This window comes from Mycobacteroides sp. LB1 (assembly GCF_013449725.1).
In the GTDB taxonomy this organism is placed as follows: Bacteria; Actinomycetota; Actinomycetes; order Mycobacteriales; family Mycobacteriaceae; genus Mycobacterium.
The window spans coordinates 468,690-490,661 of sequence record NZ_JACCFF010000001.1; the positions used below are offsets into that span (position 1 = coordinate 468,690).

Annotated in this window: 22 protein-coding genes; 2 read left to right on the forward strand and 20 right to left on the reverse strand. The window is 63.5% G+C overall.

Going from position 1 to position 21,972, the window contains the following annotated elements:
- Window position 1: 1 nt before the first annotated feature.
- The 19 genes from kdpB to MLB1_RS02510 all read right to left on the reverse strand — a co-directional run bounded on the left by kdpB (window position 2) and on the right by MLB1_RS02510 (window position 19,068).
- Window positions 2–2,056, reverse strand: a complete 2,055-nt coding sequence (gene kdpB, locus MLB1_RS02420; RefSeq protein ID WP_180748135.1) for a potassium-transporting ATPase subunit KdpB — start codon at window positions 2,054–2,056, stop codon at window positions 2–4.
- Window positions 2,053–3,738 carry a potassium-transporting ATPase subunit KdpA gene (kdpA, locus tag MLB1_RS02425; RefSeq protein ID WP_180748136.1) on the reverse strand — a complete coding sequence of 562 codons (1,686 nt, stop codon included), beginning with the start codon at window positions 3,736–3,738 and terminating at the stop codon, window positions 2,053–2,055. Before kdpA ends, kdpB begins: the two co-directional genes overlap by 4 nt.
- A gap of 2 nt (window positions 3,739–3,740) precedes the next feature.
- Window positions 3,741–3,851 carry a K(+)-transporting ATPase subunit F gene (gene kdpF, locus MLB1_RS02430; RefSeq protein ID WP_180748137.1) on the reverse strand — a complete coding sequence of 37 codons (111 nt, stop codon included), beginning with the start codon at window positions 3,849–3,851 and terminating at the stop codon, window positions 3,741–3,743.
- Between the two features lie 165 nt (window positions 3,852–4,016).
- Window positions 4,017–4,877 carry a bifunctional DNA-formamidopyrimidine glycosylase/DNA-(apurinic or apyrimidinic site) lyase gene (gene mutM / locus MLB1_RS02435; RefSeq protein WP_180748138.1) on the reverse strand — a complete coding sequence of 287 codons (861 nt, stop codon included), beginning with the start codon at window positions 4,875–4,877 and terminating at the stop codon, window positions 4,017–4,019.
- On the reverse strand, window positions 4,878–5,600 hold the full coding sequence (gene rnc / locus MLB1_RS02440; protein ID WP_180748139.1) for a ribonuclease III: 723 nt from the start codon (window positions 5,598–5,600) through the stop codon (window positions 4,878–4,880).
- Window positions 5,597–6,127, reverse strand: a complete 531-nt coding sequence (locus tag MLB1_RS02445; protein WP_180748140.1) for a DUF177 domain-containing protein — start codon at window positions 6,125–6,127, stop codon at window positions 5,597–5,599. Before MLB1_RS02445 ends, rnc begins: the two co-directional genes overlap by 4 nt.
- 10 nt (window positions 6,128–6,137) lie before the next feature.
- Window positions 6,138–6,875, reverse strand: coding sequence for a cell division protein SepIVA (gene sepIVA / locus MLB1_RS02450; protein ID WP_180749642.1), 738 nt, complete (start codon window positions 6,873–6,875; stop codon window positions 6,138–6,140).
- Window positions 6,876–6,981: 106 nt separating this feature from the next.
- Complete coding sequence (gene coaD, locus MLB1_RS02455) at window positions 6,982–7,467, reverse strand: pantetheine-phosphate adenylyltransferase (RefSeq protein WP_180748141.1); 486 nt, start codon at window positions 7,465–7,467, stop codon at window positions 6,982–6,984.
- Window positions 7,464–8,024, reverse strand: a complete 561-nt coding sequence (locus MLB1_RS02460) for an HdeD family acid-resistance protein (RefSeq protein WP_180748142.1) — start codon at window positions 8,022–8,024, stop codon at window positions 7,464–7,466. Before MLB1_RS02460 ends, coaD begins: the two co-directional genes overlap by 4 nt.
- Window positions 8,025–8,109: 85 nt before the next feature.
- Window positions 8,110–8,580 (reverse strand): lipoprotein LpqH, encoded by a 471-nt coding sequence (locus tag MLB1_RS02465; RefSeq protein WP_180748143.1) that lies wholly within the window; start codon window positions 8,578–8,580, stop codon window positions 8,110–8,112.
- Window positions 8,581–8,703: 123 nt separating this feature from the next.
- Window positions 8,704–9,603: a DUF4253 domain-containing protein gene (locus tag MLB1_RS02470; protein WP_180749643.1), complete on the reverse strand. Its 900-nt coding sequence runs from the start codon at window positions 9,601–9,603 to the stop codon at window positions 8,704–8,706.
- A gap of 108 nt (window positions 9,604–9,711) precedes the next feature.
- Window positions 9,712–10,785 (reverse strand): oxygenase MpaB family protein, encoded by a 1,074-nt coding sequence (locus tag MLB1_RS02475; RefSeq protein WP_180749644.1) that lies wholly within the window; start codon window positions 10,783–10,785, stop codon window positions 9,712–9,714.
- Between the two features lie 383 nt (window positions 10,786–11,168).
- Window positions 11,169–11,690: a hypothetical protein gene (locus tag MLB1_RS02480; protein WP_180749645.1), complete on the reverse strand. Its 522-nt coding sequence runs from the start codon at window positions 11,688–11,690 to the stop codon at window positions 11,169–11,171.
- A 40-nt stretch (window positions 11,691–11,730) separates the two neighbouring features.
- Window positions 11,731–12,621, reverse strand: coding sequence for a dienelactone hydrolase family protein (locus tag MLB1_RS02485; protein WP_180748144.1), 891 nt, complete (start codon window positions 12,619–12,621; stop codon window positions 11,731–11,733).
- A gap of 56 nt (window positions 12,622–12,677) precedes the next feature.
- The gene (gene rsmD / locus MLB1_RS02490; RefSeq protein WP_180749646.1) at window positions 12,678–13,223 is read right to left on the reverse strand and encodes a 16S rRNA (guanine(966)-N(2))-methyltransferase RsmD; all 546 of its coding nucleotides are present in this window, start codon (window positions 13,221–13,223) and stop codon (window positions 12,678–12,680) included.
- On the reverse strand, window positions 13,220–16,603 hold the full coding sequence (locus MLB1_RS02495; protein WP_180748145.1) for a pyruvate carboxylase: 3,384 nt from the start codon (window positions 16,601–16,603) through the stop codon (window positions 13,220–13,222). The genes rsmD and MLB1_RS02495 overlap by 4 nt, the downstream gene beginning before the upstream one ends.
- 61 nt (window positions 16,604–16,664) lie before the next feature.
- Window positions 16,665–17,234: a vitamin K epoxide reductase family protein gene (locus tag MLB1_RS02500; protein WP_180748146.1), complete on the reverse strand. Its 570-nt coding sequence runs from the start codon at window positions 17,232–17,234 to the stop codon at window positions 16,665–16,667.
- On the reverse strand, window positions 17,231–17,998 hold the full coding sequence (locus MLB1_RS02505) for a thioredoxin domain-containing protein (protein WP_180748147.1): 768 nt from the start codon (window positions 17,996–17,998) through the stop codon (window positions 17,231–17,233). Before MLB1_RS02505 ends, MLB1_RS02500 begins: the two co-directional genes overlap by 4 nt.
- A gap of 23 nt (window positions 17,999–18,021) precedes the next feature.
- Window positions 18,022–19,068 (reverse strand): alpha/beta hydrolase, encoded by a 1,047-nt coding sequence (locus MLB1_RS02510; protein WP_180748148.1) that lies wholly within the window; start codon window positions 19,066–19,068, stop codon window positions 18,022–18,024.
- A gap of 111 nt (window positions 19,069–19,179) precedes the next feature.
- Between MLB1_RS02510 and MLB1_RS02515 the strand changes: the two genes are divergently transcribed.
- Window positions 19,180–20,064, forward strand: a complete 885-nt coding sequence (locus MLB1_RS02515) for an LLM class flavin-dependent oxidoreductase (protein ID WP_180748149.1) — start codon at window positions 19,180–19,182, stop codon at window positions 20,062–20,064.
- On the opposite strand, the gene MLB1_RS02520 is transcribed toward MLB1_RS02515, so the two are convergent.
- Window positions 20,048–20,761, reverse strand: a complete 714-nt coding sequence (locus tag MLB1_RS02520) for a cutinase family protein (RefSeq protein WP_180748150.1) — start codon at window positions 20,759–20,761, stop codon at window positions 20,048–20,050. The genes MLB1_RS02515 and MLB1_RS02520 overlap by 17 nt on opposite strands.
- Window positions 20,762–21,005: 244 nt before the next feature.
- On the opposite strand from MLB1_RS02520, the gene MLB1_RS02525 reads away from it, so the two are divergent.
- Window positions 21,006–21,965 carry an amidohydrolase family protein gene (locus tag MLB1_RS02525; protein ID WP_180748151.1) on the forward strand — a complete coding sequence of 320 codons (960 nt, stop codon included), beginning with the start codon at window positions 21,006–21,008 and terminating at the stop codon, window positions 21,963–21,965.
- The last annotated feature ends 7 nt before the right edge of the window (window positions 21,966–21,972 follow it).

Here is a 21,972-nt window from a genome sequence, read left to right on the forward strand (position 1 = left end):
GCTATCCAATCCCAGGTATAAAACGCACGACCAGATCGATCAACCAGATCCCGATGAAGGGAACGATCACGCCACCGAGTCCGTAGATCAACAGATTTCGTCGCAGCAGCTCGCCCGCTCCCACGGGCCGATATTGGACACCCTTGAGCGCCAAGGGAACCAGCGCGATGATCACCAGGGCGTTGAAGATGACCGCCGAGAGGATCGCCGACTGCGGAGTGGCCAGTCGCATCACGTTGAGGCTGTTCAGCTGTGGGTAGATACCGCTGAACAACGCCGGCAGGATCGCGAAGTACTTCGCGAGGTCATTGGCCAACGAGAAGGTGGTCAACGCGCCGCGGGTGATCAGCAGCTGCTTGCCGATGGCCACCACATCGATGAGCTTGGTGGGATCGGAGTCCAGATCCACCATGTTCCCGGCTTCCTTGGCCGCCGAGGTGCCGGTGTTCATCGCCACACCCACGTCAGCCTGCGCGAGCGCCGGGGCGTCGTTGGTGCCGTCACCCGTCATCGCGACCAGGCGACCGGCCTTCTGCTCAGCGCGCAGCAGCTCAAGTTTGTCCTCTGGGGTGGCCTCGGCGACGAAGTCGTCGACACCCGCCTCGGAGGCGATTTGCTTGGCTGTCAACGGGTTGTCGCCGGTCACCATGATGGTGCGGATACCCATGGCGCGCAGTTGTGCGAAGCGTTCGGCCATGCCGGGCTTCACCACATCGGATAGCCGGATCACGCCGAGGAGCCGCGTCTCGGTACTGCTGTGATCGGCGACCACCAGCGGAGTGCCGCCCTCGCCGGCCACCTGGTCAGCGGCCTTGCGGACGGCCACCACCGCAGGGTCATCCTCTTGCACGCCGGAAAGGCTTGCCACCCAGGTGAACACCGCATCCGAGGCGCCCTTGCGGATCTGCCTGCCGTCGGCAGTGTCCAGGCCGCTCATCCTCGTGGCAGCGGTGAAGGCCACAAACTCGCCCTCAGCAGCAGCCCCGGCACCCCGCCCCCCGGCCAACTCGACAATGCTGCGACCCTCAGGAGTTTCGTCGGCGAGGCTCGACGCCCGCGCAGCCTCTGCGAGGGTGTCGTGCGTGACACCGGGCGCAGCAATGAATTCTGTCGCCTGACGGTTACCGAAGGTGATGGTGCCCGTCTTGTCCATCAGCAGGGTGTCGATGTCACCGGCCGCCTCGACGGCGCGCCCCGACTTGGCCAGCACATTGTGCTGCACCAGCCGGTCCATCCCCGCGATGCCGATCGCCGACATCAAAGCCCCGATGGTGGTGGGGATCAAACAGACCAACAGCGCGATGAGCTTGACCGGATCCTGCTGCTCGCCACCATAATTACCCATCGGGCCCAGCGCGACGACAGCCAGCAGGAAGATGATGGTGAGCGAAGCCAGCAGGATGTTGAGCGCGATCTCGTTAGGAGTCTTCTGCCGGGAGGCGCCCTCCACGAGCGCGATCATCCGGTCGACGAAGGACTCACCGGGAGCCGCGGTGATCTGCACGACGATGCGGTCCGACAGCACCGTGGTACCGCCAGTGACGGCACAACGATCGCCGCCCGACTCCCGGACCACCGGTGCGGACTCGCCTGTGATGGCCGACTCATCAACGGTTGCAATACCTTCCACCACATCACCGTCACCGGGGATGACTTGCCCGGCCTCCACGACGACCCGGTCACCCGGTCGCAACGAACTACCCGAGACGCTCTCTTCTTCTTCTCTTCCGTTGCCATCGCCAACCAGCTTGCGAGCCACGGTGTCCCGCTTGACCTCTCGCAGGCTTGCCGCCTGTGCCTTGCCGCGGCCTTCGGCAACGGCCTCGGCCAGGTTCGCGAATACCACCGTGAACCAGAGCCAGGCTGTAATGGCCCACGCGAAGATCGAGGGATGCAACACGGCGAGCACGGTGGTGGCCACCGATCCCACGGTGACCACGAACATCACCGGGTTGCGGGCCATATGCCTGGGGTCGAGCTTGCGCACCGCAAGCGGAAGCGCCTTGACGAGCTGGGTGGGGTCGAAAACTCCGGTACTGACTACGGTCTTGCTCACAGGACTGCCTCGGCGATCGGTCCCAGCGCCAGCGCCGGGAAGAAGGTAAGTGCGGCCACTAACAGCACTGTGCCGGTATGTAATCCGGCGAACATGGGGCCATGGGTGTGCAGGGTTCCGGCCGATACCGGTGTCTTCTGCTGGGTGACAAGCGATCCGGCCAGCGCCAAGGTGAAGATGATGGGCAGGAAGCGACCCAACAACATCGCCACACCGAGGGAGGCCTGGAACCAGTGACTGGTCACGGTGAGGCCACCGAAGGCGCTGCCGTTGTTGTTGGCGGCCGAGGCGTAGGCGTACAGCACCTCGGAGAAACCGTGAATGGACTGGGGTGTGCCCGGATCGCCGCTGTTGCCTTGGTATCCCGGTGTCGACGGGAGCGCCACCGAGATTCCGGTGCCGATGAGCACGAGCGCCGGCATGACGAGCACGGACAGTGCGGCCATGGTGATCTGGCGCCGACCGATCTTCTTGCCCAGGAACTCCGGTGTACGGCCCACCAACAGGCCACCGACGAACACGGCGATGATGGCCAGCACCAGGATGCCGTACAGGCCGGTGCCGACGCCGCCCGGTGCGATCTCGCCGAACAGCATGTTCAGGATCAACGCCCCGCCACCGGCCGCAGTGAAGCTGTCATGGGCGGCATCGACTGCGCCCGTGGAGGTTCCGGTGGTCGCCACCGCGAACAGGGTGGTCGCGGGGATACCGAATCTAACTTCCTTGCCCTCCATCATCGCGCCCGCCGCCTGCGCGGCGATACCGCGCGGGCTCGACTCAGCCCAGGTGACGAAGGCCAGCATGCCGCCGAAGAGGGTGACCATCACCGATAGGACGGTCAGGCCCTGGCGCTTGTCCCCCACCATCGTCGAATAGGTACGGGTCAGGCACACCGGGATGATGAGAATCGCGAGGATCTCGAGGATATTCGTCAGCGGGGTCGGGTTCTCGAAGGGGTGTGCCGAGTTGGCGGCCAGGATGCCGCCCCCGTTGGTGCCGATCTCCTTGATGGCCTCCTGCGAGGCGACCGGAGCCAACGCGATGTGCTGGGCCGTCCCGTCGAGTGCGGTCGCATCAAAATGGGTGAATAGCGACTGAATGGCGCCCTGTGACAACAAGATCAAAGCGACGATGAAGGAGAGGGGCAGCAGGATCCGCAGGCTTGCCCGCACTAGGTCAACCCAGAAATTTCCCAGCTCGCCACCGGTGGAGGTCCGCGCGATGCCGCGGATGAGTGCCACCGCCACCGCTAGGCCCACCGCTGCGGATACGAAGTTCTGCACGGCCAGCCCCACCATCTGAGTCAGATTGGTCATGGTGGTTTCCGGGGTGTACGACTGCCAGTTGGTGTTCGTGACGAATGACACCGCGGTGTTGAATGCCACTGCGGGGCTCACTGCGCCCAGGTCACCCGACAGCGGCAGTACGCCCTGAATCCGCTGCAGTACATATAGGAAGATCACGCTGGCGAACGAGAAGCCCAACAGCGACAGCGTGTACCCCACCCATGTCTGCTCGGTCTCGGGGTCCACCCGTCCGGCGCGGTAGATGACGCGTTCGACGAACGAGTGCTTGACGATTGTGAAGACGCGCGCCATGTAGTCCCCCAAGGGGACGTATGCGATGGCGAGCACCAAGATGACTAAGCCGATCTGAAGACCGGCCGCCAGAGCGGAATTCACCGTTAGAACCTTTCCGGGTCGAGCAGTGCGACCACGAGATACACGACGAGGGCGGCCGATACGACGATCAGCAGGATGTTGGTGACAGCGTCAGTGCTCAAGTCGAGGGTCATCGCGCCTGCAATCCGCGTACGACAGCGACACATAATGCGAAGCCCACGACCGTCAAGACCAGGTACCAGAAATCAGTCACGGCCAAGATCATGGTCCCGGCCAGGGGCCCTACCTGCGTTCTTTACGACCCCTTGACGCGCGTATCGGGGCTCTTGACGCTTCCCTTACGGGCGTTCAACCAGCCGTTGACACCCCGGGCAGAAGTACGACGACCGGTTCATAAAGGCCTCCCGGCGCATGGCACGTCCGCACCGACGGCACGGCTCGCCCTCGCGTCCGTACGCCTCCAAAGAGCGCTCAAAATAACCGGACTCACCGTTGACGTTCACATACAGATCGTCGAATGAGGTGCCGCCCTGCGCGAGCGCCAGGCGCATGACATCGGCCGCGCTACCGAGCACCTCGGTGAGCTTGGCGCGGCTCATTCCGTCGGTGAGGCGCCGGCCATGGATCCGCGCCAGCCAAAGGGTCTCGTCGGCATAGATGTTCCCGACCCCCGACACGACGGTCTGATCCAGTAGCGCGCGCTTGATCTCGGTGTGCTTACCGCGCAGCCGGGTAACCACCGCCGAGGCATCGAAACGCTCATCGAGCGGATCCCGTGCGATATGCGCCACCGGCTCGGGGAGTTCGCTTCCGTCGACGGTGACGATATCGGTCACCATCCAGCCGCCGAAGGTGCGCTGATCGACGAAGCTCAGCACCGATCCGTCGTCGAGCGTCGCAGCGATACGCAGATGCTGGGGTCTGGAGATCGGTCCGATGAGCATCTGGCCGCTCATCCCGAGGTGGACCACCAGTGCCTGGCCGCCGTTCGGCCCTTCCAGGGTGAGCCACAGATACTTGCCACGGCGACCGGTTCCGCTGATCTGTTGTCCGGCAAGTAGTCCCGCTAGCTCGACGGCACCGCCGGGCTGTCTACGCACGGCGCGCTCGTGATGTACGGAGACAGCTGCAATGGTCTTACCAACGATGTGGTGATGTAGACCGCGGCGGACCACCTCCACCTCGGGAAGCTCAGGCACCTACGTGCCTTTGGCGCTTCGCCCAAGGGACTCATCGCTGTTGATGGCGTTCCATGCCTCCGCGGCGGCCTTTTGTTCGGCCTCTTTCTTGGATCGGCCGACCCCGACACCGTGCGCCGCGTCGTTGACCATCGCGGTAGCGGTGAACTCCTTGTCATGGTCCGGCCCGGTCGAGGTGACCACATAGGACGGTGCGCCCCAACCTTTTTCCGCTGTCAGCTCCTGCAGGCTGGTCTTCCAGTCCAGGCCGGCACCCAGCTTGGGCGCGGTCTCCAGGAGCTGGCCGAACAGCCGCAGCACCGCCGTGCGGGCCATCTCCAGGCCGTGCTCCAGATAGACCGCGCCGAGAATCGACTCCATGCCGTCGGCGAGAATGCTGGATTTGTTGCGGCCGCCGGTGTTCTCCTCGCCCTTACCGAGCAGCAGGTGCGCGCCCAGGCCGGCGTCGGTCAGGTCGCGCGCCACTCCGGCAAGCGCCTGGGTGTTGACGATGCTGGCGCGCAACTTCGCCAAATCGCCCTCCGAACGGTCGGGGTGATCTTGGTACAGCGTCTCGGTAATCGTTAGCCCGAGAACAGCGTCCCCGAGGAACTCCAGCCGTTCGTTGGTGGGCAGACCGCCGTTCTCGTAGGCGTAGCTGCGGTGTGTGAGCGCCAGCGTCAGGAGATCGTCACCTATCTGCACACCAATGGCGGCACGCAGGTCGTCGTACGACCGACTCACTGGTCCTCACCGAAGTTGGCGAGCTTGGCCCACCGCGGATCGATCTGATCGTGCTGATGTCCAGGATCGGCAGTGGCCAAGGCGACTCCACAAATGGAGCACAATCCCGGGCAATCGGGCCGGCATAGCGGTGTCAGGGACAAGTCCGGAACGATGGCGTCGACGACCGCCTGTTCCAAATCGACATACCCGTCGACGATCCGGAAGATCTCGTCTTCGTCGGTGGTCGCTTCGGTCTCGCTGTCCGGATAGGCGAACAGCTCGGTGTAGTCGGCTTCTACATGGCCGGTAAACGGCTCGAGACACCGCGAACACTCGCCTGCCAGATCGCCTGAAACCGATCCGGTAACGAGAACGCCCTCGGAGACCGACTCCATGCGCAGATCGATTTCCAGCTCCGAGCCCTCGGGTATCGCAAGCAGATCGACACCGATGCGCGAAGGGCTGGGGAACGTGCGCTGCACTGTCTCCATCGCCCCGGGTCGACGGCCGAGGGCCAGGACATCGAGCACGAACGGTCCTGGCATAGATCTAATGTTAGCGCTGCACGTAATCGTGGGTACCAGCGCCGGTACGCAGCTGGTGACGCCCACGGCCCACCGAGCGAAGCGTGCCGTTGAGATAGTCCTCGAATTCGGCCAGTTTGTTGTCGACGTAGATATCGCATTCACCACGCAGCCGGTCGGCCTCGGCATGTGCCGTGTCGATCAGCCGGGTGGATTCGGCGTTCGCGGCTTGCACGACCTCAGTCTGTGCGACCAGGCGCTGCTGCTCCTTGATGCCCTCTTGCACGGCCTTGTCATAGGAGGCATTACCGGAATCGACCAGGCGCTCCGCCTCTGCCTTGGCACGGGCGACGGTGCTCTCCTGATCGCGCTTGGCGTTGGCGAGCGCGCGCGCAGCCTCTTCCCGCGCTTCGCCGACGGTCTGATCGGCGTGATTGCGCGCCTCGGCAACCATGCGATCGGCCTGTGCCTTGGCATCTGCCAGCAACCGATCGGCCTCGGACCGGGCATGAGACAGAGTCTGCTCGGCATCGGCGTTTGACTTCCCGATCACCGTTTCGTGATGCTCTTTGGCCTCGCGCAGCAACGAATCGCGGGCATCCAGGACGTCCTGGGCGTCGTCGAGCTCGCCGGGGATGGCGTCCTTGATGTCGTCGATCAGTTCGAGGACATCGCCGCGGGGCACGACGCATCCGGCGGTCATCGGAACGCCGCGCGCCTCTTCCACGATGGCACCCAGTTCATCGAGCGCCTCAAATACTCGGTACACGGCTCCACCCTTCACGCGAGTTTCCACTGTTACCAGTGTGCCTGGTGTGACTGCTGTGACCGTGCTAGCTGATCGGTGTGTCGGCTATTTCTGCGGGGTCACAGTTCTATTGTGCCTGGCCGCGGATTTTCCCGAGAAGTCGTTGATGGACTGCCGGAGGCAGCAACGCCGAAACGTCGCCTCCGTACGTCGCCACCTCCTTGGCTAGCGAGGACGAGACGAACGAGTAGGCCGGGGCGGTCGCGACAAAGAAGGTGTCGACCCCGGCGATGTGCTTGTTCATCTGCGCCATCTGGAGTTCGTACTCAAAGTCGGTGCCGGTGCGCAGCCCCTTGACGATCGCATTGAGACCACGTTCCCGCACGAGGTCCACCAGCAGCCCTTGACCTGACTCGACGCGCAGATTGGGCAGGTCGGTGGTCGTCTCGCGGATCATCTCGATGCGCTCGTCGATGGTGAACATGCCGGCCTTGTTCGGGTTGACCAGGACGGCGACGATCACCTCGTCGAACTGCGCCGCGGCTCGTTCGAAGACATCCAGATGCCCGAGGGTTACCGGATCGAACGAGCCGGGGCATACCGCTCCCGTCATGCGGAGGATTTGGTGGCCGAGCGAATGCCGATACCGCTTCCGATTTGCAGCACACCGATCACGATGAGCCAGATGCCGACGACGAGGGTGAGGGTGACGATCGAGCTGATCGGGTAGACGATGAGCACGATGCCCGCGATCGTCGAGATGATGCCGCTGAAGATCTGCCAGCCACGCCCCGGGAGTTCCTTGTCGCCGATGGCGGTGATGGTGCCCGCGATGCCCTGGGCGATCCAGCCGACGCCGATCCAGATGGCCAGCAGCAGAATCGAATTCAGCTCGTCTTTGAAGCACAGCACACCGAGGACGAACGAAATCGCGCCGGTGAGGAACAACAGCACCCGCATGCCGGCCGATGACACCGGCAGCGTGAAGGCGAAGACGACCTGAGCGATACCGGATATCAATAGATATGCGCCGAAAGCATATGCGGCGACGAGCACGGTGACTTGAGGCCATATCAGCACCACGGCCCCCACGATTACCGCCAAAACTCCTGATACCACCGCTGTTTTCCAGAGGTGCTTGACGAGGTCCTGCCCGACACTTGTAGTCATACCCCAAGGGTATTTCCTCGGGAACGGCCGCGGGGACTTATCGGCGGCGATTCGTGCGGTGCGTTACCGACTCACCATGATTCTGTTATCTCCTGGCTGGGCAGGTGAACTCAAGTTCAAATGTCGCGGGCGTGCTCAGGCCGGCGGTAGCGCCGCCGGCAATCCTGTAGAACTGCCCGGACTTCGTCACCGCGGGTTCGCTCGCACCATGCCCGGAGTGATAGGTCACTGGGTGTCCATCGATGACGCCAAGGGTCAGACTCTGCAGCGTTGGATTGTCGCCCGCCGCAAGCGTGGCGGCAATCCCATCGCCAAAGCTACCGATATTCACGAAGGTCATATCAGCCGCGGTAACGCACTCGACCCGATTCTCCACCGATCGGACGACTCCATCCACCACAACACGTGGTCCGGCGGCCTGGACATCGCCTGCAGAACTGGATACCGGATTGTTCGCTTGCCCGTCATGCCGCAGGCCTCCACCCGACGAGCAGCCGACAAGGCACACGGCAGCCGATACGACACCACCCATCACCACAACACCGCTGTAGCGCATCTGCGCCCTCCCTCTAACGTCTTCCTGTGATCACGTTCAGACTAATTCGACACCATGCTCAGATGACGCTGAATGATGTGTTGATCTCTCCCGCACAAGATTTCGCATGCCCCGCCCCCGGCGCTAATCCCACCAGAAACTCCACGTTCGCGCGCCGGTGATTCCGCGCGCGTAGGCGCTCAATGTGCCCGCGCCCTGGTCGATGTTGTCGGGGCAGAACCCGTAGTGCTCATAGCCAACAGGCAAAGCGAGATCCGCTCCCGGCGGACGTGTCACCTCCACCTCGATGAAATCGAAGTCCACGGTCGTCAGCACCGCCCCGAATCGGTCCTCCCAGGACCGAAGAACCGCCGACAGCTGCGCCTCAGCGATGTCGTAGTTGACGCCGTGAGTCCACCCCAGCGCGTTGAGTGCGTCGGCCGGACGGGTAACCGGCACCAAGATGAGGAGCGAGCCCTGTTCTAGGTGGTCGGCGGTCAATGGGAGAGCACGTTGCGGAGGCTGGGTGCGCTGCTCCAACGTGATTGGAGCAACGGGAACATCGATGATTCGACTGTCGGCAGACGAGACCTGTTTAGCAAGAAAAGATTTAGCGTCGACGGCTCCGATATCCGCGGGATCCGCGAAGTGCCGCAGGTCATCGGGATCCGACCAGGGCCGGTGCAGGTCGCCACTCAGCCCGCGGGAAGCCAAGGGCCACAGTCCTGTTCGATCGAATCGGCCCGCCAGACGCAGCCATAGCGATTGGATGTCGACCACCGTGGCATTGCTTATCCACGCCAGTGAACGTCCCGTTGGACTGACGATCAGATGCCCCTCGGGCAACTTGATTCCGTCGACACTCCACTTCGCCGCATTCTGAGGACGGGGCAGCTCCCCCGCACGCTCGGCGTGCACGGGTACCAACAATTCGGCGTAGGCGGGCAGGTCATGCGCGGGTTCGGGATTGCCTGCAATCGTGTGCCTACCCCAGTAGGCCTGACCGAACAGATACGTCAGACCGAGCACCAGCACAACGACCATTGCGCTGAGTGATGTCCACCCTTTTGACCCCACCCACGCAGATTAGCTGAGCGACTAGCTTCCCGGTTGATCGGCGGCCGGGGTGAAATCGGCGGCCCAGTAACCATATTAGCTGGAAGCTAGCATCCCATTCGTCTCATCTATGGGTGTATTTTCTCGCGGGGCGCGGCGGGCGCGGTTTTCCCGGAGTGCTTGCTGTGCAGATTCCAGGGTGATGTTGCGTGGATCGATCCCTTCGCGCTCAAAGCCTCGAACCGCAATCGGCAAGTAGAAAAACTTCAGCGGGAGGAGGCGCTCGAGAACCGCGTAGCACCGCCGATGCATATCCATAAAGCGGCGCAGTATCTCCTCGTCCTCGGGGGTCCACTCTAAATTGAACAGCTCCCGCACATGGGGCGGATAACTACTGACAACAACCTGCCGTCGCCCCACCAGCCAGGGCCACACAAATTTCTTCATGACCGGAGGCCACCACCGCGGCGCCAGGCGGCGCTCCAGAAATTGATCCAGCATGACCTGAGTTACCTGCGAGTTCACCAAATGGTTATGCTCGATGTTTTCCAGATACCGCTCGAAATCGTCGTACGTATCCGGCTGAGGACTATCGTCCACCCCCCATATGCTGTACCACTCCTTGGACTCCTCAAATATCTGTTCCTTCATCGCCCGTGGCATGGACCCGCCAAAATACAGTTGCTCGATCATTATTATCAAGTGGTAATAGAAGAAGGTGACGTGCGCGAAATAGAAGGTTTCCGCATTCAAAGCATGAAACGTGCCTTCCTGCAGTGCGCCTTTGACGGACTTGTGCATATTCCGAGTCTTCAGTCCGTATTTCTTCGCATCTTCCGGAGCGTCGTAAACCGAGCCATAAATGTACTCACGGGATCTCTGACGCCGTATCTTATATATCTTGGCGCGTGCACCGAAAGAACTGTCACCACTGAAGAGAACAGAACCCGCGGTCGCTCTCCCCATTTGCGGCCACGCCCCCGCAATGGGGCCCAACACTCCGCTGCCGAAATACATCACATCAAGGCGCCCCCAATACTTCCATACAAGGGAACCAGCAGGAATCGGATGCTGACAAAGGTCTTTCCGCGACAAACTGTTATCGCCGGTAAATTCTTTCACCCTGACGTCTTCCGGAATCACCAGCTCTGGATCATATGTTGTCTGCATAATTTTCTTGAATGCCTTGATACCCCGGACCACCACGTCAAACTCCTTGCGTTGCCGATACCCGTTCCTTGGTTAACCTCAGCGCTCGGCCGTTCACGCGCCCAGCCTCGGATAGCTGATCGACTACCCCCATCACATGACCACCACCATCTTGACTGTGACTCATTTCACATTAGAAATGTGATGATGCTCCCGGTGCCACCCAAAATCAAGGGAGGTGCGGATGGTTTCGGCGCAGACCGAATCAAGGAACGTACGGATGGTCGCTAAGCGGCTCGATGGGGAATCAGAATGGTCGGCGGTGGCGCGGATCGCGCCGCTGCTGGAATTGCGCTCAGCGATACCCGCCCTTTTGACGCGAGCCCTGCAGATTAGCTGAGCGACTAGCTTCCCGGTTGATCGGCGGCCGGGGCCTGATCGTCCGCAGGCGGAGACGCGGGGCACTTGCCGGTGCCTGCGGGGTGCTGGTTCTGCATCGACGCCAGAGTGCTGTCCGGAATCACTCCGGCGAACCTGTCGGTCACGGATTTCAGCAGCCCACCCGAACCGCACATCTCGTTGAAGGGCGACACCGGGCTGGTCGGTGACAGGACCGGACCATCGGTCGACAGCGGACCGCCCGCCGCCGTCAGAGGACCGTTGGCCGATAGCGGACCATCAGGCGATAACAAGGGGCCTTCCGCAGACAGCGGACCACCGGGCGATGCCAGGCCCGCAACCGGTGCAGGCAGTCCAGCAGACAGGGCATCGCTGGCCACTGATGGAACCACCGCAGCCTTCGCTCCACCCGGCAAGAGATTCGCCACGGGCGACTGGGGGGCGGGAGGTGCCGGCGCGTCGCCCTCGTCGGCCAGCGCGAGCCCGGCCGCGGCGACCGATACCGCGCCAGAGACCACCGCAGCCAACACTGCTCTACACCACATAAGCAGCTAGCCTAAGCGCCATTCAACCGATGTGCTGACCGAACCAAACGGTGAGGCGCTGCCAGGCATCGGCTGCCCCACTCGGGTTGTAGCGCGGACCGCTGTCGTTGAAGAAGGCATGGTCGGCGCCGGGTTCGACGACGATCTCGTGAACGAGCCCCGCCCTCTGTAGCGCCTCAGAAGCCTGGTCTTTCGAGGCGGTGACCCGCTTGTCGAGCTCCCCGTAGAAGGCAAGGACCGCCGCTTTCGACCGCGAGAAATCGGGGTTATCCGGTAATGGCCCGTAGAACGGCACGGCCGCTGCGAGCCGCGGCTCCCCCGATGCCAGTAGCTGCCAGACCAGGCCACCACCAAAGCAGAAACCCACCACACCGGCGGGCTTCTCAGGCACCCGGCGCAGAATCTCGTCTACTCCGGACTTCAGGTCCGCGACAAACCGATCGGGTGAGACCCTGCCCAACGCTGCGGTGGCCTCGGCCGGGTCCTTGAACGTCGATGTGCCGCCCTCCTCGGACAGCAGGTCGATGGCCAGCGATGAATAGCCGACGCCCGCAAGTCGTCCCGCCACGGTGCTGACCCAGGGAGTCAAACCCTTGTTCTCGTGGATCACCAACACCGACCCGCGCGGTTGCGCCGCCGTCGCCCATGCGCCCTGCATGGTGCCGTTGGGGCCGGTCCACGTGATCGGCTCCGGCGCTACAGCTTTGTCCATACCGGGAGGTGGTGACGTGGAAGCCGACGGCCGCGTTGTGGCAGGTTTGTCCTCGCTGCCGCACGCCGCGATGAGCGCGCCGGCGGCAGCGGCGCCGACGCCCAGTAGGGCGAGCCGCCGCACGGCCTCGCGCCTCGTCAGCAGTCCTTCGACATGGTCGGTGGCGATCTCTTCGGCGATGTACCGCTGCAGCGGGGTCATGACGAGAAGTGTCCGCCCGATAAGTAAACGGTGGCTGTGGATTACCTGGACAGGTGCTACAGGGCCCCGAGCTCTAGCCGCGTCCCTCCGTACTTGCGGGACGTCACCTCCCAGCCGTCCGGCCACACCGTCTCGGGGCCGGCGGCGTCACGCTCCAGCACCACGATTGCGTCGTCGTTCACCCAATGGTCGGTCAGTCGCGACAGCAGAGCCGAAACCTCTTCGGCAGAAACCGAATACGGCGGATCGGCAAGGACGAGATCGTACGCGCGGTTGGGCGAGGTCGACAGGAACGCCGACACTGGAGACTGCCGCAGCTCGGTACCGGGAAGCCCCACCGCCGCAATATTGGCCGCGATCACCTTCGACGCGACAGCGTTCAACTCCACCAGTGTCACGTGATCCGCACCGCGTGACAACGCTTCCAAACCCAATGCACCGGAACCGGCAAACAGATCGAGCACCGCGATCCCGTCGAAGTCCAGGCGTGCCTCCAGCATGCTGAACAGCGCCTCCCTGACCCGATCCGTAGTGGGCCGGGTCCCCTTCGGCGGCACCGCGATCCGGCGTCCACCGGCGGCGCCGGCGATGATCCGGGTCAGCTGATCACCACCAGCAGATCCCCACCCTCGACCTGGGCAGTCTCGGTCAACGCCACCCGCGCGACGGTGCCCGCCTTCGGCGCGGTGATGGAGGCTTCCATCTTCATGGCCTCGATGGTGCCGATGCTCTCCCCTGCCGCAACCTCCTGGCCGGAAACCACATTGAGCGTCACCACGCCCGCGAAGGGTGCCGGCACATGGTCCGCATTCCCCCGATCGGCCTTCTCAGCGCTGGCCACCGCACTGTCGATGCTCCTATCACGCACCTGCACCGGACGCAATTGGCCGTTGAGGATGCACATCACGGTGCGCATACCGCGCTCGTCAGCATCGGAGATCGCCTCGATCCCGATGAGCAGCTCGACGCCCTTCTCCAGCTTGACGCGGTGCTCCTCTCCGTACCGAAGGCCGTAGAAGAACTGGTTCGCCGAAAGCCTTGACGTATCGCCGTACTGATCCCGATGCGCCAGGAATTCCTTGGTGGGTCCGGGGAACAGCAGCCGGTTCAACGCAGCTCGCCGTGTCACGCTGTCGCCATCCAGCTGAGCCTCGTCATCCGCGGTGAGTACCGCCTCCGCACGAACGGGCCCGCGACCTTCCAGCGCGCGGGTACGGAACGGCTCGGGCCAGCCGCCCGGAGGATCGCCCAGCTCTCCGCGCAGGAATCCAATCACCGACTCAGGGATATCGAAACGGCCCGGATCCGAGGCGAATTCGTCCGCACTCACACCGGTACCCACCAACGCCAGCGCCAGATCGCCCACCACCTTCGAGGACGGGGTCACCTTGACCAAACGGCCGAGCATACGGTCGGCGGCGGCATACCGCGCCTCGATCTCCTCGAACTGGTCACCCAGCCCCAGCGCGATGGCCTGCTGGCGCAGGTTCGACAGCTGCCCGCCGGGAATCTCGTGCGTGTACACCCGGCCGGTCGGCGACGGCAGCCCGGATTCGAAGGGGGCGTATACCTTTCGCAGCGCCTCCCAGTACGGCTCCAGATCGCATACCGCGGTCAGCGAGACCCCGGTGTCGTACTCGCTGTGTGCGGCGGCGGCCACGATCGCCGACAACGAAGGCTGGCTCGTGGTTCCGGCCAAGGGTGCTGCCGCGCCGTCCACCGCATCGGCGCCCGCCTGCCAGGCCGCCAGGTAAGTGGCCAGCTGCCCGCCGGCAGTGTCATGTGTATGCACGTGCACGGGCAGATCGAACCGCGAGCGCAGCGCCGTCACCAGCGTCGCTGCCGCGGGCGGACGCAGCAGGCCCGCCATGTCCTTGATCGCCAGCACATGTGCACCCGCATCGACGATCTGCTCGGCGAGCTTCAGGTAGTAGTCCAACGTGTACAGGTTTTCACCGGGGTTGGACAGATCGCCGGTGTAGCACATGGCCACCTCGGCGACCGAGGTGCCAACCTCGCGCACGGCGTCGATCGCCGGGCGCATGGCCTCGATGTTGTTGAGCGCATCGAAGATTCGGTAGATATCCACCCCGGTAGCGCTCGCCTCGCGGATGAACGCCTTGGTCACCGTCTCCGGATATGGCGTGTATCCCACCGTGTTCCGGCCGCGCAGCAGCATCTGCAGGCAGATATTCGGGACGGCCTCACGTAGGTCGGCGAGCCGCTCCCACGGGTCTTCCTTCAGGAAGCGAAGCGCCACATCGTATGTCGCACCGCCCCAGGCCTCGATCGACAGCAGCTCCGGCGTCAGCCGCGACACGTACGGCGCGATCGCCAACAGACCGGTGGTGCGCACCCGGGTGGCCAGCAGCGACTGGTGCGCGTCGCGGAAGGTGGTGTCGGTCAGACCGACAGCCTTCTGCTCCCGCAGCGCCTTCGCGAAACCCTCTGGGCCCAAGGCCAACAGCCGCTGACGGGACCCGTCCGGCGGCGGTACCGACAGATCGATCGCGGGCAGCTTGTCATGCGGATACACCCTGGAGGGCTTACTCCCATGAGGCTTATTGACGGTCACATCGGCCAGGTAGTTCAGGATCTTGGTACCGCGGTCGGCCGAGGAGCGCGCGGTCAGTAGCTGCGGACGTTCCTCGATGAATGAGGTGGTGACGTGTCCGGACCGGAAGTCGGGATCGTCCAGAACCGCTTGCAGGAACGGGATGTTGGTCGCGACGCCGCGGATTCGGAACTCGGCGACGGCGCGGCGGGCACGGGCCACCGCGGTCTCGAAGTCCCGCCCGCGGCAGGTCAGCTTCACCAGCATCGAGTCGAAATGCGCGCCCACCTCGGCACCGAGTGTCGTCCCACCGTCGAGTCGGATACCCGCACCACCGGGGCTGCGGTACGCGGTGATGCGGCCGGTGTCGGGGCGGAAACCGTTGGAAGGATCCTCCGTGGTGATCCGGCATTGCAGCGCGGCACCCCGCGGTTTGATCGAATCCTGGTTCAGGCCAAGGTCGTCGAGTGTCTCACCGGAGGCGATGCGCAGCTGGCTCGCAACCAGGTCCACATCGGTGATCTCCTCGGTCACCGTGTGTTCCACCTGGATCCGGGGATTCATCTCGATGAAGACGTGGTGGCCGCGCTCATCGAGTAGGAACTCGACGGTGCCGGCGCAGCTGTATCCGATATGACGGGCGAAAGCTACTGCGTCCGAACAGATTTTCTGGCGCAGCTCGGCCGGCAAGTTAGGCGCGGGGGCCAGCTCGATGACCTTCTGGTGACGCCGCTGCACGCTACAGTCGCGTTCGAAGAGGTGGATGACGTTGCCTGCGGTATCGGCGAGGATTTGCACCTCGATATGCCGTGGGTTGATAACGGCCTGCTCCAAGAAGACCGTCGGGTCTCCGAACGCCGACTCCGCCTCGCGGCTCGCGGCCTCGATCGACTCGCGCAGCTGCTCGCGCTCGGCGACCCGGCGCATGCCACGGCCGCCGCCACCAGCGACCGCCTTGACGAATACCGGGAACGCCATCGACTCGGAGGCGACCAGCAGGTCCTCGACCGATGCCGAAGGCTGCGAGGACGCCAATACCGGCAGCCCCGCCTCCCGCGCGGCGGCGATGGCGCGGGCCTTGTTACCCGTCAGCTCCAAGACATCGGCGGGCGGTCCGACGAAGGTGATACCCGCCTTCGCACAGGCCGCGGCCAGATCGGGATTCTCGGAGAGAAATCCGTATCCGGGGTAAATCGCGTCGGCACCGGAGTTCTTGGCCGCGTTGACGACCTCCGAGACCGACAAATAAGCCCGGACCGGGTGCCCCTTCTCACCAATCTGATAGGCCTCGTCGGCCTTCAGTCGGTGACCGGAGTTGCGGTCTTCATATGGGTAGACAGCGACCGTCTCGGCACCTAATTCGTAGGCAGCCCGAAACGCGCGGATCGCGATCTCACCGCGGTTGGCGACAAGAACCTTCGAGAACATAGTGACTGACCGTACCGTGAGGATTGAGCGAACGCGCGTCCGCTCAATTTCACAAACGCGCTCAGACCAGTGTGATCCAGTAATCCCAGAATCGTTCGAGGATCATCAGAATCACCGCGGCGTACCACAACGCCACCAGCGACCACCGCCACTGGTACAGGACTCTTGCCCAGCGCTGAGACCCTAAGGGCCGCAAGGCAATCGATGCGCTCACCACCAGCAGCGGAATCGTTACCGCCCAGACCGCCATGCAGTACGGGCACAACGCCCCGATGCGGTACAGGCTCTGAAAGATCAACCAGTGGACGAAGACTGCCCCCAGCATGGTGCCGACGGCCAGCCCGCCCCAGTACCAACGCGGTAACTCCACCTTGGCCACCGCCAGCACGCCCGTGACCAACACCACGGTGAATGCCACGATGCCGATGAGCGAGTTGGGGAACCCGAAGGCCGAGGCCTGCGCGGTCGTCATCACCGACCCGCAGGAGACGACCGGATTCAGGCTGCACGACGGGATGTACGTCGGATCGAGCAGGATCTCGATCTTCTCGATGGTCAGGGCCAGCGCGGCGGCCAGGCCGGCCACCCCGGCGAAAAGTACGTACCAGGCGGTCGCGGGGCGCAGCCTCACGTCAGGCCCGGTACCGGTCCGGTGATATCAGTGATGGCCTTGACCAGATCAGCCGGGGTGGTGCTCTTCCCGATTTCCCAGTCCTTGCCGTTGATCCGGATCGTGGGTGTGGCCTGGATGTTGAGCGCCGGGCCGAGCGCCTTGACCATGTTGATGTACTTCTTGTCCTTGACGCACTTGGAGACCGCGTCGGACGCACCGACACTCTTGGCCGTATCGATCAGCCATTTGTCGTCGTGCCACGTCTTCGCATCGACCTCATCGGGCTGATTCTGGTAGAGCGCCTTGTGGAACTTGCGGAACAGCTCCGGGGACTGGTCGGCCACACAGTAGGCCGCCGCCGAGGCCCGTGAGGAGTAGTCGCGCTTGAACTTGGGCGCGTCGAGGATCGCCACCATGTTGTAGTCGGCACGGACCGCGCCAGTGTCTATGAGCTTCTCGATCGTCGGCCCGAACTCCTGCTCGACCATGCCACAGGCTGGGCAGATCGGATCCTCGATCAGGGTCAGGACCACCTTGGGTTCGGTGGTTCCTTCCTTGGTGATGAGCTTGGCCGGGCCGGCGGTGACCACCTCGACAGCCTTGACGTCTCCCGCGGGTGGCGCGGGCGGACCCGCATCCTTCTTGTTCTTGACGACGATGAAACCGACCAGCCCCGCGGCGAACAGCACGACAATCGCCGTGAGCGCTATTTGGATCAGCTGGCTTCGGCGCTGCTCCGCCTTCTTGAGGTCGTAGCTGGGGGGTTGCTTCGGTTTGGCCACTCGAACAGCCTACCGGGCAGAAATTAGCGAGACAGATGCGCGCGCAGGGCCGATGTCAGCTCGTTCACGGCGGCCGACGGGGCACCACCCAGCCTGGCCATGTTGTAAAAACCGTGAATCAGCGGACCCTTTACCCGCAGGTCCACCGGCACTCCGGCGGCCCGCAGCTTCTCCGCATACTCATTGCCCTCGTCGCGTAGCGGGTCAAAACCGGCCGTCGTGATGAGCGCGGGCGGCAATCCCGCGAGGTTGTCGGCCAGAATCGGTGACACTCGAGGGTCCGCCTTGTCGACCTCGGACCCGTCGAGATAGTGACCTTCGAACATGTCCATGGCCGCCTTGGTAAGGAAGAAGCCCTCGGCGAAGAGATCGCGCGACGGTCGGCGCACGGTGAAGTCGACCGCCGGATAGATCAGGAACTGCAACAGCGGCAGCTGTGCCCCGGTGTCGCGCGCCTGCTGCGAGACGACGGCGGCGAGATTGCCGCCCGCGCTATCACCGCCCACCGCGACTCTGTCGGGTGTGGCACCCAGCTCACCGGCATGCTCGACCGCCCACAGATAGGCGGCCAGGCAGTCCTCAGCGCCGGCGGGTGCCTTGTGCTCGGGAGCCAGACGGTAATCCACCGACAACACCGAGACACCGGCATCGCGGCAGGTCTGTCGGACAGCCTGGTCATGCGTGTCCAGATCGCCGATCACCCAGCCGCCACCGTGGAAGAACACCAGCACAGCACCGGTGTTCTCGACGACCGGCCGGTAATGCCGGACGGGGATGGGGCCGGCGGGGCCCGGAATGGAGAAGTTGCGTACCTGTCCGACCGGGGTGCTGAACTGCAGTAATGCCGACTGTTTGCGTATACCGGCACGGTTTTCGGCGACGTCCTCACCTCTGGTCATGTCTGCCTCACCCATGAGCTCCAGCCCGCGCAGCAGGAGCTGAGTCGACGGGTCGAGGATGTTGCCGTCGATGATCACCTGACGACCGGCCATGGCCCGTCGCACGGGGATGGGAATGTGGGGTGTCGCGGCGGTGCTGACACGCAGGGCGAGATCACGTAAGGGGCTCACGCGGTAACCGTAACGATTACTTAGACCGGCGTCTAGAAACTGGACCACCGAAGGCAATGCGGCGCAGCGGTTTCCGTGCCCATAGTTCCTGTGCCCGTATAGGGTGCCCGCATGGATATCGGCATTGCCCTGCCTTTCATGTGCCGGGAGTACACCCGCGAGTCGACGATCACCTGGGCCCGCCTCGCCGATGAGGGACCTTTCTCCACGATCTCGTCGGGCGAGCGCATCTCGTATCACAACCAGGAGATGTGGGTGACGCTCGCGGGAGCCGCGGCGGTTACCGAACGGATCCGGATACTCGCCAATGTTTCCGTGCTCCCTGCCCATCCGGTGCCGCTGGTCGCCAAGCAAGCGGCGTCGCTGGATGTGCTCTCCGAGGGCCGATTCACCCTGGGGGTAGGTGTTGGTGGCCGGGAACACGACTACCGCTCATTGGACGCATCCTTCGACAGACGCCACCAGCGCCTCGATGACCAGGTGGCCGAGCTGCGGCGACTGTGGCGAGGCGAGCCCCCGTTCGAGGGTGCCGACCCGGTGGGTCCGGCGCCCGTTCAAAGCGGCGGTCCGCCCATCGTTGCCGCCGCGATCGGCCCGAAGTCCCTGGCCCGCGCAGCGCGATGGGCCGACGGCATCACCGGTTTCAGCGTGTCCGGGGCGTCCTCCGAGCTTGCCTACTCCGCTGGGGCCGCCCGCGCGGCATGGCAGGAGGCCGGGCATGCCGATCCCCCGTTCCTGTCAAGCGGGGCCTTCTACACCCTCGGCATCCCCGATGCCGAGTCGGAGCTCAAACAGTTCACCAGTGAGTACCTCGCGATCTTCGGGCCTCAGATCGCTGAGAACGTGCCGAAGACGTTGACCAATTTCGACGCCGACGCAGTCAACCGCACCCTCGACGGAGCCGAGGAGGCCGGGCTGGATGAATTCATCCTCGTGCCAGGGGCATCCGATGTTGCCGTGATCGAGGCAACGATCGAACTCATCCAGGCGCGCTAGCCGACTCCGCTGAGGAGTTAAGCTGCCGGACCGCGAAATCCGCGGCCTGATTGGTCATCCCGTTGTCCACGTACGAGCCGTGCGCAGCGTTGTCGGAGCCGTCGGGGGAACAAATCGGATCCTCGGGAACGCACATGTCGACCGTCTTACCCGCGTAGAGGTGACCGATGTTGATCGGCGGGGCGTTAGTATCCACCCTCTGCAAGAACCCGCTCGACGGCTTCCCGAACAGCGCCACCGCCGCAACATGGTCGGCCACATCGGGTGGCATCGGACCGCTGATCCCCTCCGGCAGATCAAAACCCACCGGCACTGCATCGGCGGTGGTGTACGCGACGACTGCCGCACCTTGGGAGAAACCACCCAATACGATCTTCGTGTTGGGGCACCGCGCGGATATGTCCTTGACGCGGTTGCTCGCGTCGATGACACCATCGGCCGCGGTCGCAAAGGCCAAGGACGCCGGGTACTCGACGGGGTAGACCTCGACGGACTTGCCCTTGGTACGCGCGCGCAGCGCGTTGACGAATGCATCCCCGGTCCCGCCGACGCCTGGGGGCTCGAAAGTGCCTCGCGCGAACACGACTTCAACATCGGGGCATGCCGCGGCTGCCGCGGAAGGAATGCCGACCGGCGAACTCAGCAGCGCAAAAGCCACGGCTACGACAAGTAGCCAACCCCACCGATTTCTCTTCATTTACGACCACCACCTGTTCGGGCTACCCACCCTGTTTACCACAGGAGTCCGCGGTGAGAACAGATGCTGCCCGCCAACCCATTCCGCGTTCTGCATGGTGAGACCATGCCTCACTACAAGCAGAGCAGAACCCTAGGTTATGGATGTGGCAACAATAACTCGGCGGGATGTCTTGGTAGGCGGCGCAATTGTCGCCGCTACGGCGGGAGCCGGAGCGCTATTGAATCGCTCACCCACTACACAGATGCCGGTACGGACGATAACGCTCGAAGAACACTTCCTTACCGACGCGACAATAGATATCGCGAAGGACAATGTCAGCGACGAACTGCTTCAGCGGCTATCCGATCTCTCCACAAGGCGGTTGGCGGCGATGGACGAGGCCCAGATCGACGTGCAAGTGCTTTCGCTGACCGCACCCGGATTTCAGAACATCGATGCGAGCGTTGCAATCCCGCGAGCAATCCAGTGCAATGACCATCTCCGCCGAGAGGTGATCGATCGTCATCCTGCACGGTTCGCGGGTTGGGCCACACTACCCACGGCCGACCCGGATGCCGCCGCACACGAGCTTGAGCGTGCAGTGAAGGAGCTCGGCTTCGTCGGGGCATTGATCAACGGCCGCACCCAAGGGCTGTTCTTGGACGATCCCCGATTCGATCCGATTTTGTCCGCCGCAATGGAACTGGATGTGCCCATCTATCTGCACCCGAACGTACCCACCAAAGCCGTTATCAACGAGTACTACTCAGGGTTGAACCCGGCGGTAAGCAGGACCTTGGGCCTTGGCGGGTTGGGATGGCACCAAGAGACAGGGCTGCACGTACTCAGACTCATCTTGGCCGGAGTCTTCGATAAATACCCCACGCTCAAGATAATCATCGGCCACATGGGAGAAGGCCTACCCTTCTACCACGCTCGGATCCGGGAGCAATTCCTCAACCAAGCAACACATCTTAAGTTCTCGCCGGATGCCTACTTGACCCGTAATCTCTGGATCACGACCAGCGGGTTCGGCGACGATGCCGTCTTCGATATCGCGCGCAAAGTCTTTGGTGATGACCGCATCATGTTCTCTGTCGACTACCCATTCGCAAACGCTGTCGAGATGCGTCGCTGGTTCGACGCGGCACAGCTTGCCGATGACGCCCGAAAGCAGATGGCCTACACCACCGCGGCCTCGCTGCTGAAATTGCCGACCTGACGAACCA

Bases quoted from the DNA above. Each gene is read 5' to 3' on its own strand.
- kdpF (WP_180748137.1), bottom strand. From the start codon at position 3,851: ATGACCCTCGACTTGAGCACTGACGCTGTCACCAACATCCTGCTGATC.
- MLB1_RS02445 (WP_180748140.1), bottom strand. From the start codon at position 6,127: ATGCCAGGACCGTTCGTGCTCGATGTCCTGGCCCTCGGCCGTCGACCC.
- coaD (WP_180748141.1), bottom strand. From the start codon at position 7,467: ATGACGGGAGCGGTATGCCCCGGCTCGTTCGATCCGGTAACCCTCGGG.
- MLB1_RS02460 (WP_180748142.1), bottom strand. From the start codon at position 8,024: ATGACTACAAGTGTCGGGCAGGACCTCGTCAAGCACCTCTGGAAAACA.
- MLB1_RS02465 (WP_180748143.1), bottom strand. From the start codon at position 8,580: ATGCGCTACAGCGGTGTTGTGGTGATGGGTGGTGTCGTATCGGCTGCC.
- MLB1_RS02470 (WP_180749643.1), bottom strand. From the start codon at position 9,603: ATGGTCGTTGTGCTGGTGCTCGGTCTGACGTATCTGTTCGGTCAGGCC.
- MLB1_RS02475 (WP_180749644.1), bottom strand. From the start codon at position 10,785: ATGCAGACAACATATGATCCAGAGCTGGTGATTCCGGAAGACGTCAGG.
- MLB1_RS02485 (WP_180748144.1), bottom strand. From the start codon at position 12,621: ATGACCCCGCTGCAGCGGTACATCGCCGAAGAGATCGCCACCGACCAT.
- MLB1_RS02495 (WP_180748145.1), bottom strand. From the start codon at position 16,603: ATGTTCTCGAAGGTTCTTGTCGCCAACCGCGGTGAGATCGCGATCCGC.
- MLB1_RS02515 (WP_180748149.1), top strand. From the start codon at position 19,180: ATGGATATCGGCATTGCCCTGCCTTTCATGTGCCGGGAGTACACCCGC.
- MLB1_RS02520 (WP_180748150.1), bottom strand. From the start codon at position 20,761: ATGAAGAGAAATCGGTGGGGTTGGCTACTTGTCGTAGCCGTGGCTTTT.
- MLB1_RS02525 (WP_180748151.1), top strand. From the start codon at position 21,006: ATGCCGGTACGGACGATAACGCTCGAAGAACACTTCCTTACCGACGCG.